This is a genomic window from Pseudomonas entomophila, assembly GCF_029478665.1.
Classification (GTDB): Bacteria; Pseudomonadota; Gammaproteobacteria; order Pseudomonadales; family Pseudomonadaceae; genus Aquipseudomonas; species Aquipseudomonas entomophila_F.
This window is the reverse complement of the sequence record NZ_JARPQB010000061.1, coordinates 16,662-29,957: the sequence shown is the minus strand read 5'-3', so window position 1 is coordinate 29,957 and position 13,296 is coordinate 16,662. Positions and strand designations below refer to the sequence as shown.

The following is a 13,296-nucleotide window of genomic DNA, read 5'->3' as shown; positions in this document are numbered from 1 at the left end:
CGCCTACGGCGGCTTTACACTCGGACAACCGCCGTAACCTTGGGTTCGCCATGACGACATTAGACGAAGAAGATCGCCGCGAATACTACCGCATCGAAGATCGGATCGCACTTCAAATCAGCCCCCTGAGCGCGGCCGAAGCCCTTGAAACAGAACTGTTGCAAGATGATTCGCCACTGTTCAACCTGCTCAGTGAACTGCACCTGTCCGACTTCGAGTCGCAGCACCTGTTGCGTCAGCTGAGCGAGAAGGACCGCACCCTGGCGGCTTTCCTGCGCGCCCAGAACAAACGCCTCGACCTGCTCAGCGCGGTGGTCGCGCAAACATTGATTGGCGAGATCGGCCAGCCACAACCGGTGATCATCTCCGAGGGCGGCATCGAGTTCGCACAGGCACAGAAGATCGCCCCCGGCACTCGAGTGAAAGTGAAGATGGTGCTGATGCCCCGCGCCCACGGCCTGCTGTTGCGCGGCCGAGTCACCCACTGCGACCCGCGCCCCGACGGCGATTACGAGGTCGGCACCGAGTTCATCGACATGACCGACGCCCAGCGCCAGCTGCTGGCCCGTTACATCCTGCAGCGCCAGCAACAACAGCGGCGCCAGGCACTGGAACAGAACGACCCCGCCTCCTGAGCCCTTTCTCTGATTTGAAGGAACGAACGTGACCCTTATCTACGGCCACCGCGGCGCCAAGGGCGAAGCGCCCGAAAACACCCTGAATAGCTTCCGCCAGTGCCTCTCGCACGGCGTGAGCCGTTGCGAACTCGACCTGCACCTGTCGGCTGACAGCGAGCTGATGGTGATCCACGACCCGACGCTCAAGCGCACCACGGGACGCCCCGGCAAGGTGGCTGAGCACACCGCAGATGAACTGGTCTGCTACGACGCACGCAAGGGCGGCCCGGGGCATGTGCAGCCCTGCCCTATCCCACGCCTTGAGGAACTGTTCGAGAAATGCGCCTTCGAGCACTGGCAGTTGGAGGTCAAGAGCGCCTCGCGCACCCGCGCCGCCAGCACCGTGCTGGCGATCCGCGAACTGGCCCAGCAATACGGCCTGCTGGACAAGGTCACCATCACCTCCAGCTCACGGGAAGTGCTGGGCGCCGCCCTGGAGCTGGTACCGGACGTCGCCCGCGGCCTGGTCGCCGAGTACGCCTGGCTCGATCCGCTGAAAGTGGCACAGAATTATGAGTGCCAGATGCTGGCGCTGAACTGGACGCTGTGCACCCCCGAGCGCCTGATCAAGGCGCAGCGCCAGGGGTTGCACGTGTCGGTATGGACGGTCAACGAACCGGCACTGATGCGCCGGCTCGCCGACTTTGGCGTGGACAGCCTGATTACAGACTTTCCCGGTTTGGCCAAGACCACCCTCGGGCAGGGCTGAAATCGGTCTCTCCGACCGGCTCAGGCCACCGGTCGGAGCCGCTCAAAAAAGCCGGTTCAGACCATCGTAGGCAGCTACCCGGTAGGCTTCGGCCATGGTCGGGTAGTTGAACGTGGTGTTGACGAAGTACTTCAGGTTGTTCTGCTCACCCGGCTGGTTCATGATCGCCTGGCCGATGTGGACGATCTCCGAGGCCTGGTAGCCGAAGCAGTGCACACCCAGGATCTCCAGGGTCTCGCGGTGGAACAGGATTTTCAGCATGCCCTGCGGTTCGCCGGCGATCTGCGCGCGCGCCATGCTCTTGAAGAAGGCCTTGCCCACTTCGTATGGCACCTTGGCTTGCGTCAGTTCCTGCTCGTTCTTGCCGATCGAGCTGATCTCCGGAATGGTGTAGATACCGGTGGGCACGTCATCGACGAAGCGCCAGCTGCCATTGTCGACGATGCTGCCGGCCGCCGAGCGACCCTGGTCGTGGGCTGCGCTGGCCAGGCTCGGCCAGCCGATCACGTCACCGGCACCGTAGATATTCGGCACGCTGGTGCGGTAGTTCTCGTCGACATCGATCTGGCCACGGCTGTTGACCTTGATGCCAATATTCTCCAGGCCCAGCTTGTCGGTGTTGCCGGTACGACCATTGCACCACAGCAAGGCGTCGGCCTTGATCTTCTTGCCCGACTTCAGGTGCAGCACCACACCGTTGTCCAGCCCTTCGACCCGCTCGTACTCCTCGTTGTGGCGTACGGTGATGTTGTTGTTGCTGAAGTGGTAGCTCAACGCCTGGGAGATTTCCGAATCCAGGAAGCTCAGCAACTGGGCACGGTTGTCGACCAATTCCACCAGTACGCCCAGGCCGCTGAAGATCGAAGCATATTCGCAACCGATCACCCCAGCTCCGTAGACGATCAGCTTGCGCGGGGTGTGGCTGAGGCTGAGGATGGTGTCGCTGTCGTAGACGCGCGGGTGGTGGAAGTCGATGTCGGCCGGGCGGTACGGGCGCGAACCGGTGGCGATGATGATGTGCTTGGCCACCAGCTTCTCGACCACGCCGTTGGGGCAGACCACTTCGACGGTCTGCTCGTCGGCGAAGCTGCCGGTGCCGAAGAACACGTCGACCCGGTTGCGCGCGTAGTAGCCGGTGCGCGAGGCGACCTGCTTGCTGATGACCTTCTCGGCGCTCTTGAGCACGTCGGGGAAGGAGAACCAGCGCGGCTCACCGATGGCGCGGAACATCGGGTTGGTGTTGAACTGCATGATCTGCCGCACCGAGTGACGCAGCGCCTTGGACGGGATGGTGCCCAAGTGGGTGCAGTTGCCGCCGACCTGGCGACGGCTGTCGACCATGGCCACCTTGCGCCCTGCTTTGGCGGCGTTCATTGCCGCGCCTTCTCCGGCCGGGCCGGAACCCAGCACCACTACGTCGTAGTTGTAGACAGCCATGCGTACTCCTTCAGAACTGGCCCGCCGGCCGGATGGCCGCGGGGCGCGATCACGTCGCCGGGGCGCCATGAGAAAATTCGGGTGCAGTCTAATCAAGCGTGAACGCCGCGCACATTAACCCTTGGTCGCGTCGTAGGCCACTGTTGCCTGCACTACATGTGGTTTCACCGGGTCCGTGGTGGCGATCATCCGTGCCTTGCCTTTCATTCGCCTTTCAACGCCCTGTCGAACGCAGGCGTGGAACGGGAGACGAAGCCACCTTCGGCCCGGGTCACCAACACGGCGGCAAGACCGTGGGCGATGGCAAAATCCCAGCCACGCTCAGGCCCGAGGATCAGCAGCAGTGTCGAGTAGCCGTCGGCCTGCAGCGCCGAGGCATCGAGCACCGTCACCGCTGCCAGGTCATGCTCGACCGGGCGCCCCAGGCGAGCATCGAAGGTGTGCGAATAGCGCCGGCCATTGTCCTCGAAATAATGGCGATAGTCACCCGAGGTCGATACCGCCAGCCCCTGTACCGGAATGACCTGGCGGGCGATCTGGCGGTCCTCGCGCGGCAGCTCCAGCGCCACCCGCCAGGGGCTGCCGTCCGGCTTGCGGCCCACCGCCTTGAGCTCGCCGGTGGCTTCGGCGAGGAAACTGTCGATGCCCATGCCCCCCAGGCGTTCGGCGATCAGATCGACAGCATGGCCGGCGGCAATGCTGTTGAAGTCCAGCTCGACCGGCGCATCCTTGCACAGGCTATCGGCTTCGATACGCAGGTGCCGGTAACCCACCCGCTGGCGGGCGTGGGCCAACGCCTGAGGGGCCGGCACCTGCATTTCCCGTGATTGCGGGCCAAAGCCCCAAAGGTCGAGCAGCGGCTCGACGGTGAGGTCATACGCCCCCTGGCTCTGCTCGGCGAGCCGTTGGCCGAAGGCGACCAGTACACGCAGGTCGCTGTCGATGGGCAGGCACTGGTTGGCCGGCAGCTGGTTGAAGTGGCTGACGATGGAGTCGCCGCGATAGGTGGAGTAATGCGCATCGATGGCCTGGAGGATGCCCTCGACCGCGGCTTGCACCTGCTCGGGTGCGGGACCGCCAGGCTGGCGGACATACTGGATGCTGTAGCTGCTGCCCATGGTCGGGCCGCCGAAGTGCTCGAGGGTGGGGCTTGGCTCACAGGCCGCAAGCAACGACAGGCAACACAGAAGAACGATGCGCAACATGGATTTCTCGGTTAACCGATCCCTGTAGGAGCGGCCTTGCGCCGCGAAAGGGCCGCAAAGCGGCCCCAGCGATCTTTGCATGAACGCCGGGGCCCTGGGGCTGCTACGCAGCCCTTTCGCGGCGCAAGGCCGCTCCTACAAAGACCGCGCTGAGCCAACCAGCAAAAAAAACGGGAACCCGAAGGTTCCCGTTTTCTCAACACATTACAAGCGAATCAGCGTGGAAACGCTGGCGGGTTCACACCGGCCATCTCTTCCATCACGCGAACGACCTGGCAGCTGTAACCGAATTCGTTGTCGTACCAGACGTACAGGACGACACGGCTGTCGTTGCAGATGGTCGCTTCGGCGTCGACCACACCGGCGTGGCGCGAACCCACGAAGTCGGTGGAAACCACTTCCTGGGAGCTGACATAGTCGATCTGCTTGTGCAGGTCCGAGTGCATGGCGGTCTGGCGCAGGTACTCGTTCAGCTCTTCGCGGTTGGTGGCCTTTTCCAGGTTCAGGTTCAGGATGGCCATCGACACGTTTGGCGTTGGTACGCGGATCGCGTTGCCGGTCAGCTTGCCTTTAAGCACTGGCAGCGCCTTGGCGGCAGCGGTGGCGGCACCGGTCTCGGTGATGACCATGTTCAGCGGCGCGGCGCGGCCACGACGGCTACCCTTGTGGAAGTTGTCGATCAGGTTCTGGTCGTTGGTGAACGAGTGAACGGTTTCGACGTGGCCGTTGATGATGCCGTACTGGTCGTTGATGGCCTTGAGCACCGGCACGATGGCGTTGGTGGTGCAGGAGGCGGCCGAGACGATCTTGTCGTCGGCGGTGATGTCACCGTGGTTGATGCCGTGCACGATGTTCTTCAGCGCGCCCTTGCCGGGTGCGGTCAGGATCACGCGGGCAGCGCCTGGGCAGGCCAGGTGCTGGCCCAGGCCGTCGGCGTCACGCCATACACCGGTGTTGTCGACGATCAGGGCGTCGTTGATGCCGTACTGGGTGTAGTCGACTTCGCTCGGGCTCTTGGCGTAGATCACCTGGATCAGGTTGCCGTTGGCGGTGATGGTGTTGTTTTCTTCGTCGATGACGATGGTGCCGTCGAACGGACCGTGCACCGAGTCACGACGCAGCAGGCTGGCGCGCTTGGTCAGATCGTTCTCGGCGCCCTTGCGCACGACGATGGCGCGCAGGCGCAGGCCGTCGCCACCACCGGTCTTCTCGATCAGGATGCGCGCCAGCAGGCGGCCGATGCGGCCGAAACCGTACAGGACGACGTCGGTGCCCTTGCGTGCGGAAGCGTTCTGCTGACCCACCACGTCGGCCAGTTCGTCACGAACGAACTGCTCGGCGCTGCGGCCATTGCCTTCGGCCTTGAACTTGCCGGCCAGCTTGCCCAGGTCGACCGAAGCGGCGCCCAGTTTCAGCTCGCTCATGGCCTTGAGCAGGGGGAACGTCTCGTGGACGGACAGCTCGGTCTCGTCGGCCTGGCGGTGACGGGCAAAGCGGTGGGCTTTGAGAATCGAGATAACCGAACGGTTGATCAGGCTGCGGCCATAGATCGAGCTCACCACGTTGTTGTTGCGGTAGAGCTGACCGATAAGCGGGATCATCGCTTCAGCCAGGGCTTCACGGTCGATCCACTCACCAAGACACTGGTCGGGCTTCTGAGTCACGGTAACCTTCCACATGTAGGGGAACAAAAAAGGGGCTACATTATGACGCCCCTCGGCGTATCGGGCAATGAGCGCCTGTCGACGGCCGCAACACCCGTCGTCATGCCCTTTCAAGCCTGACAGCGAGCCCGCTCACCGGTACAATCGACCTCTTTGCCGCAACGCTTGGAGCCCGATCTCCCGTGTCAGTTCTGCGCCTTCCGCACATGTCGGCCACGGCCGGCAAACAAACCTGGGGTAACCTGCCTGGTGCCGCCTTGAGCCTGGCCATCGCCGAGGCTGCCAGCACCGCCGGTCGCTTCACCCTGCTGCTGACCGCCGACAGCCAGGCCGCCGACCGCCTGGAGCAGGAGCTGCGCTTCTTTGCCCCGGAACTGCCGGTACTGCCCTTCCCCGACTGGGAAACCCTGCCCTACGACCTGTTCTCGCCGCACCAGGACATCATCTCCCAGCGCATCGCCAGCCTCTACCGGCTGCCGGAGCTCGACCACGGCATTCTTGTAGTGCCGGTCACCACGGCCCTGCACCGCCTCGCCCCCACGCGCTTTCTGCTGGGTGGCAGCCTGGTGCTGGATGTGGGGCAGAAAATCGATGTCGAGCAGATGCGCACGCGCCTGGAAGCCAGCGGCTACCGCTGTGTCGACACCGTCTACGAGCATGGCGAGTTCGCCGTGCGTGGCGCACTGATCGACCTGTACCCCATGGGCAGCAAGCAGCCGTACCGCATCGACCTGTTCGATGACGAGATCGAGACGCTGCGCACCTTCGACCCGGAAACGCAGCGCTCGATCGACAAGGTCGACTCGGTGCGCCTGCTGCCGGCGCGCGAATTCCCCATGCAGAAGGACGAGGTGACCCGCTTCAAGGCCCGCTTCCGCGAGCGTTTCGATGTCGACTTCCGCCGCAGCGCCATCTTCCAGGACTTGACCAGCGGCATCATCCCGGCAGGGATCGAGTACTACCTGCCCTTGTTCTTCGAGGAAACCGCCACACTGTTCGACTACCTGCCGGCGGACACCCAGGTGTTCTCGCTGCCCGGCGTCGAACAGGCCGCCGAACATTTCTGGAACGACGTGCGTGGGCGCTACGAAGAGCGCCGCGGCGACCTGACCCGGCCGCTGCTACCGCCCGCCGAACTGTTCCTCCCGGTCGAGGACTGTTTCGCCCGCCTGAAGCAATGGCCACGGGTGGTGGTCAGCAGCGAAGAGGTGGATGCCGGTGCAGGCCGCGAGCGTTTCCCGGCCCGCGCCCTGCCCAACCTGGCCATCGAGGCCAAGGCCAACCAGCCGCTGGCGGAGCTTGCGAACTTCCTCGACCAATTCCCCGGCCGCGTGCTGTTCACGGCGGAATCGGCAGGCCGGCGTGAAGTGCTGCTGGAGTTGCTCGAACGCCTGAAGTTGCGCCCGCAGACCGTCGATGGCTGGGCCGACTTCATCACCGGCAGCGAGCGCCTGGCGATTACCATCGCCCCACTCGACGATGGCCTGCTACTGGACGATCCGGCTATCGCCCTGGTCGCCGAAAGCCCGTTGTTCGGCCAACGCGTGATGCAGCGCCGGCGCCGCGAGAAACGCGGCGAGGCAGCCAACGACGCGGTGATCAAGAACCTCACCGAGCTGCGTGAAGGCGCGCCGGTGGTGCATATCGACCATGGCGTGGGTCGCTATCTGGGCCTGGCGACACTGGAGATCGATGGCCAGGCCGCCGAGTTCCTCACCCTCGAATACGCCGAGGGCGCCAAGCTCTACGTGCCCGTGGCCAACCTGCACCTGATCGCCCGCTACACGGGCAGCGACGATGCCCTGGCGCCACTGCACCGACTGGGCTCCGAAGCCTGGCAGAAAGCCAAGCGCAAGGCCGCCGAGCAGGTGCGCGATGTCGCCGCCGAACTGCTCGACATTTACGCCCGCCGTGCCGCGCGCAAGGGTTACGCCTTCGCCGACCCGGCCGCCGACTACGCCACCTTCAGTGCCGGCTTCCCGTTCGAGGAAACCCCGGACCAGCAAGCGGCCATCGAAGCGGTGCGGGCCGACATGCTCGCCGGCCAGCCCATGGACCGCCTGGTCTGCGGCGACGTCGGCTTCGGCAAGACCGAAGTGGCCATGCGCGCCGCCTTCATCGCGGTGCACAGTGGCCGCCAGGTAGCGGTGCTGGTCCCCACCACGCTGCTCGCCCAGCAGCACTACAACAGCTTCCGCGACCGTTTCGCCGATTGGCCGGTGACCGTCGAAGTGATGAGCCGCTTCAAGTCGACCAAGGAAGTCGCCACCGCGGCGGCGGAACTGGCCGAAGGCAAGATCGACATTCTCATCGGCACCCACAAGCTGCTGCAGGACGATGTGCGCTTCAAGGACCTGGGCCTGGCGATCATCGACGAGGAACACCGCTTCGGGGTGCGCCAGAAGGAGCAACTGAAGGCCCTGCGCAGCGAGGTGGACATCCTCACCCTGACCGCGACACCCATACCCCGCACCCTCAACATGGCGGTGTCGGGCATGCGCGACCTGTCGATCATCGCCACGCCCCCGGCGCGGCGCCTGTCGGTGCGCACCTTCGTCATGGAGCAGAACAAGAGCACGGTCAAGGAAGCGCTGCTGCGCGAGCTGTTGCGTGGCGGCCAGGTGTACTACCTGCACAACGACGTCAAGACCATCGAGAAATGCGCCGCGGAGCTTGCCGAACTGGTGCCCGAAGCCCGCATCGGTATCGGCCACGGGCAGATGCGCGAACGCGAGCTCGAACAGGTGATGAGCGATTTCTATCACAAACGCTTCAACGTGCTGATCGCCTCGACCATCATCGAGACCGGCATCGACGTGCCCAGCGCCAACACCATCGTCATCGAGCGCGCCGACAAGTTCGGCCTGGCGCAATTGCACCAGTTGCGTGGCCGGGTCGGCCGCAGCCACCACCAGGCCTACGCCTACCTGCTGACGCCACCGCGCCAGCAGATCAGCGCGGATGCCGAAAAGCGCCTGGAAGCCATCGCCAACACCCAGGACCTCGGCGCAGGCTTTGTCCTGGCCACCAACGACCTGGAAATCCGCGGCGCCGGCGAGCTGCTCGGCGAAGGCCAGAGTGGGCAGATCCAGGCAGTCGGCTTCACCCTGTACATGGAAATGCTCGAGCGTGCGGTCAAGGCCATCCGCAAGGGCAACCAGCCCAACCTCGAGCAACCGCTCGGTGGCGGCCCGGAGATCAACCTGCGCCTGCCGGCGCTGATCCCCGAGGACTACCTGCCCGACGTGCATGCGCGCCTGATTCTCTACAAGCGCATTGCCTCGGCGGCCGACGAAGAAGGCCTCAAGGACCTGCAGGTGGAGATGATCGACCGCTTCGGCCTGCTGCCGGAACCAACCAAGAACCTGATGCGCCTGACCTCGCTCAAGCTGCTGGCGGAAAAGCTCGGCATCAAGAAAGTCGATGCCGGCCCCAATGGCGGCAAGCTCGAGTTCGAGGCCGAAACCCCGGTCGACCCGCTGACCCTGATCAAGCTGATCCAGGGCCAGCCCAAACGCTACAAGTTCGAAGGCGCGACCCAGTTCCGTTTCCTCGTGCCCATGGAGCGCCCAGAAGAACGTTTCAACACACTGGAAGCGCTGTTCGAGCGCCTGACCCCACAAACAAACTAAGGAAGCTCCATGCGTGCCATTCGTAGCCTGACCCTGTTGCTGGCGCTGCTTGCACCCACCGCCTTCGCCGCAGGCCCCTATCAGGTTGAAATGATCCTCGTGCGGCAGAATGCCGTGCCGGCCGTGACCAGCCCGTTCGCCCCGGAAGACTGGAGCAACGGCGCCCCACGCCTGGAAAAAGCCGCCGAACGCCCGACGGCGCTGGATGACGAGATCACCCGCCTGCAGGCCACCGCCGACTACACCGTGCTGCTGCACAAGGCCTGGCAACAGGACGGCGACAAGATCGCCCTGGGTGCCGGTGAAGAACAGTTCGGCCACTTCCCCATCGAGGGCAACCTGAGCATCGGCGAAGACCGCTTCATCAGTGTCGACGCCAACCTCTGGGTCAACGAACTGGACGGTAACGGCAGCGTGCTGCGCAGCGAACAGTTCAAACAGAGCAACAGCAACATGAAAGCCGGGCAACTGACCTTCCTCGATGGCGGGCACCTTGCCGTGCTGCTCAAGGTCACACCTGCCGGCATGCGCAAGATGCCGCTGCCGGACCCGGAGATGATGGAGCAGTGAGGTGAGCGACGGTGATGTGCTGCAATTGCTCAGGGAGCATCCCGACTGGGTTGACTTCATCGATGCCGGCGCCCTGACCCGCGGACGTGCCTATGCCGCTCAGGGCCACTCCCGGACCCTGTCGCTGCACGGCAATACCGTCGAGGCGACCTGCCAGGGCTCGGGAGGCCAGCGCTACCACCAGACCATCCACCTGATACACAACGGCGCCGACCTGCGCGTGCTCGGAAAGTGCAGTTGCCCTGTCGGCATCAATTGCAAACACTGCATGGCGGCGCTGTTCCACCTGTTGGACAACGCAAGCGACCTGCAAGTGCCTCTGCCCCAGGCACAGGCAGCACTGTCCTTGCCACCCGATCTCGACCAATGGGTCGAGGCACTCGAGGCGCCAGCCCTGCCCACCGCGCCCCGTGAACCGGCGCGCAAAGGCCCAGCCATTTACTTTCGAATCCAGGGCGACCACGAGCATTACCGGCTGGAAGCCGTCAAAGGCACCCGGCAGGCGGACGGCACCTTGAAATTCAGCCGGGTGACAGCACTGCCCGAACTGATCTACTACGCCCCACGCTACGTCACGGAAGATGATGCTCGACTGCTGCGCCTGATCGACACCTGCAGCCGGGGGGCGCTCCCCGTGGTGAAACTGGAGGGCAAGCAGGGTGCGGAGCTGCTCGGTTACGCCCTGGCCAGCGGCAAGCTGCTGTACGAGCAGGAGCAAACACCCCTGGTTTCCGGGCCACCTCTGCACGCTGAGTTCCGCTGGGTCAGGCTGGACAGCGGTAGCTACCAAGGCGCTTGGCATCATGAAGACCAGGTTGCGCTGCAGGTAGTACCCACCGACCCGCTGTTCTATGTGGACCCACGCAATCATCACCTCGGCAAGTTGCTGCACGACCTCGACCCCTTCATTGCCCACCAGCTTGCGCGGGCACCCCTGGTACCCGAACACCTGATTGTCCCCTTGAGTCATCGATTGAACGCCTTGAACCGCCAAGTCCCCACACCAACCGCCGTCAGCAGCGAGCAGATCGAAAGCATCGTCCCCAGCGGGCGACTGACCCTCGGCAGCCTCGAATTCAGCGCCTACACGCCCAAGACCGGGCGCATGCAACGCCAGATGCAGCACCGCGCCGCCCTGTCGTTCGACTACGACGGCCTGCGCGCCAGCAGCACTGACGACAAGCCACTGACACGCCTGGTGGGCAGCACCAGCCAGCGCATCCGCCGCCAGCCCCAGGCTGAGCAGGCGCTGCGCAAAGTGCTGCGCGATTTCGGCTTCAAGCCCGCCACCCGCCAGAGCAAGGCCCTGCCCGACAGCGCTGGCGAAATGCACCAGTTGCCCGATGACGAAGCCTGGTTGCGCTTCGCCCGCGAAGGCCTGCCGCGCCTTCGCGACGCAGGCTGGACAATCGACCTGCACCGCGACTTCGCCTTCAACCTGCACGAGGTCGATGACTGGTACGCCACCATCGAGGAGGCGCCGGGGCACGAATGGTTCGACCTGGAGCTGGGCATCGTCGTCGATGGCCAACGCCACAGCCTGCTGCCCATTGTCCTGCAGTTGCTGCGCGCCAGCCCGGAGCTGCTGCGCCCCAGCGAACTTGCTCGTCGCAGCGACGACGAACACCTGCTGATAGATCTCAACCGCGCCCGCCATGACAGCCCGGCGCTGCGCGTCGCCCTGCCCTATGGCCGGATCAAGGCCGTGATGGGCACCCTTGGCGAACTCTACCTGCATGAGGATGCCGTTGGCCCGAGCCTGCGCCTGGAGCGCGCCGACGCCGCGCGCCTGAACGAGATCGAACATCTTCCCTTGCAGTGGGAAGGCGGCACCCATGTCCGTGACCTGGGCCGGCGCCTGCGTGACGCCCGCGACCTGCAGGTCGCCCCGCCCACAGGCCTGAACGCCACGCTGCGCCCGTACCAGCAACAAGGCCTGAACTGGCTGCAGGCCCTACGCGAAATGGGTACCGGCGGCATCCTCGGCGACGACATGGGCCTGGGCAAGACCCTGCAGACCCTCGCCCACCTGCTGCTGGAGAAAGAAGCCGGACGCCTGGCCAACCCGGCGCTGGCCGTGATGCCCACCAGCCTGGTGCCCAACTGGCTCGACGAAGCCCGACGCTTTGCCCCCGACCTGCGCGTATTGGCCCTGCACGGGCCGGGACGCACCAAGCACTTCGCGGCATTGGGCGAATACGACCTGGTACTGACCACTTACGCCCTCGCCCCCCGCGATCTCGAACACCTCAAGGCGCAACCCTGGCACCTGCTGGTACTGGATGAGGCACAGAACATCAAGAGCAGCACCAGCAAGGCCGCCCAGGCGGTGCGCGAGCTGCAGGCCGACCAGCGCCTGTGCCTGACCGGCACACCCATGGAGAACAACCTCGGCGAGCTGTGGTCGATCTTCCACTTCCTGATGCCCGGCTGGCTGGGCGACAGCAAGCGCTTCACCCAGGACTACCGCACCCCGATCGAACGCCATGGCGATACCGAACGTATGGCCCATCTGGCCAGCCGCATCCGCCCATTCCTGCTGCGCCGCACCAAGGAACAGGTAGCGACCGAACTGCCGGCCAAGACCGAGATGATCCACTGGGTCGAGCTCAGCGACGCCCAGCGCGACACTTATGAGGCGGTGCGGGTGGCGATGGACAAGAAGGTCCGCGACGAAATCGCCCGCAGCGGCGCGGCACGCAGCCAGATCGTCATCCTCGACGCCTTGCTCAAGCTGCGCCAGGTCTGCTGTGACCTGCGCCTGGTCAAGGGCACCGAGATCAAGGGCACATTCGCCGACAAGGGCAAGCTTGGCAGCCTGCTGGAGATGCTTGAGGAATTGCTGAGCGAGGGACGCAAGGTGTTGCTGTTCTCGCAGTTCACTTCGATGCTGGCGCTGATCGAATTCGAGCTGGAGAAGCGCGGCATCCGCTACAGCCTGCTGACCGGTGACACCCGCGACCGTCGCGCGCCGGTGCAGCAGTTCCAGAATGGCGAAAGCGATGTGTTCCTGATCAGCCTCAAGGCGGGAGGCACCGGCCTGAACCTGACCGCCGCCGACACCGTCATCCACTACGATCCCTGGTGGAACCCGGCCAGCGAGAACCAGGCCACCGACCGCGCCTACCGCATCGGCCAGGACAAGCCGGTGTTCGTATTCAAGCTGATCACCCGGGGCACGGTGGAAGAGAAGATCCAGCTGCTGCAGCAAGAGAAGGCAGCGCTGGCCGCTGGATTGCTCGATGGTGGGCAGGGCGGGCAGTGGCGGCTGAGGGACGAGGAGATCGAAGCGTTGTTCGCGCCGTTGCCGGGCAAGCGAAACCGTTGAGCACTCGATCGCAGGGCAAGCCCGCCGCCACGAAGCACTGAGACCTTTCGTGGGAGCGGGCTTGCCCCGCGATG

The 13,296-nt window shown here is 64.6% G+C and carries 8 protein-coding genes; 5 read left to right on the top strand and 3 right to left on the bottom strand.

Features of this window, described 5'->3' with window-relative positions:
* The first annotated feature begins 50 nt into the window (after positions 1-50).
* On the top strand, positions 51-635 hold the full coding sequence (locus P5705_RS23710; protein ID WP_240065381.1) for a PilZ domain-containing protein: 585 nt from the start codon (positions 51-53) through the stop codon (positions 633-635).
* 28 nt (positions 636-663) lie between these two features.
* The gene (locus P5705_RS23705) at positions 664-1,386 is read left to right on the top strand and encodes a glycerophosphodiester phosphodiesterase (protein ID WP_277463311.1); all 723 of its coding nucleotides are present in this window, start codon (positions 664-666) and stop codon (positions 1,384-1,386) included.
* Positions 1,387-1,428: 42 nt separating this feature from the next.
* Here the strand turns inward: P5705_RS23705 and sthA are convergent, their stop codons facing one another.
* From sthA to P5705_RS23690, 3 genes are all read right to left on the bottom strand, one after another.
* On the bottom strand, positions 1,429-2,823 hold the full coding sequence (gene sthA, locus P5705_RS23700) for a Si-specific NAD(P)(+) transhydrogenase (RefSeq protein WP_248920835.1): 1,395 nt from the start codon (positions 2,821-2,823) through the stop codon (positions 1,429-1,431).
* 203 nt (positions 2,824-3,026) lie between these two features.
* Positions 3,027-4,025 (bottom strand): FAD:protein FMN transferase, encoded by a 999-nt coding sequence (locus tag P5705_RS23695; protein ID WP_277463313.1) that lies wholly within the window; start codon positions 4,023-4,025, stop codon positions 3,027-3,029.
* A 218-nt stretch (positions 4,026-4,243) separates the two neighbouring features.
* Complete coding sequence (locus tag P5705_RS23690) at positions 4,244-5,707, bottom strand: glyceraldehyde-3-phosphate dehydrogenase (protein WP_277463310.1); 1,464 nt, start codon at positions 5,705-5,707, stop codon at positions 4,244-4,246.
* A gap of 167 nt (positions 5,708-5,874) precedes the next feature.
* Here P5705_RS23690 and mfd point away from each other — a divergent pair, with 167 nt between their 5' ends.
* Genes mfd through P5705_RS23675 form a run of 3 tightly spaced genes read left to right on the top strand, consistent with a single transcriptional unit; the run spans position 5,875 to position 13,222 of the window.
* Positions 5,875-9,324: a transcription-repair coupling factor gene (mfd, locus tag P5705_RS23685; protein ID WP_277463309.1), complete on the top strand. Its 3,450-nt coding sequence runs from the start codon at positions 5,875-5,877 to the stop codon at positions 9,322-9,324.
* A gap of 9 nt (positions 9,325-9,333) precedes the next feature.
* On the top strand, positions 9,334-9,894 hold the full coding sequence (locus P5705_RS23680; protein ID WP_277463308.1) for a CsiV family protein: 561 nt from the start codon (positions 9,334-9,336) through the stop codon (positions 9,892-9,894).
* 1 nt (position 9,895) lies between these two features.
* On the top strand, positions 9,896-13,222 hold the full coding sequence (locus P5705_RS23675; protein WP_277463307.1) for a DEAD/DEAH box helicase: 3,327 nt from the start codon (positions 9,896-9,898) through the stop codon (positions 13,220-13,222).
* The last annotated feature ends 74 nt before the right edge of the window (positions 13,223-13,296 follow it).

Bases quoted from the DNA above. Each gene is read 5' to 3' on its own strand.
- P5705_RS23710 (WP_240065381.1), top strand. From the start codon at position 51: ATGACGACATTAGACGAAGAAGATCGCCGCGAATACTACCGCATCGAA.
- sthA (WP_248920835.1), bottom strand. From the start codon at position 2,823: ATGGCTGTCTACAACTACGACGTAGTGGTGCTGGGTTCCGGCCCGGCC.
- P5705_RS23690 (WP_277463310.1), bottom strand. From the start codon at position 5,707: ATGTGGAAGGTTACCGTGACTCAGAAGCCCGACCAGTGTCTTGGTGAG.
- P5705_RS23680 (WP_277463308.1), top strand. From the start codon at position 9,334: ATGCGTGCCATTCGTAGCCTGACCCTGTTGCTGGCGCTGCTTGCACCC.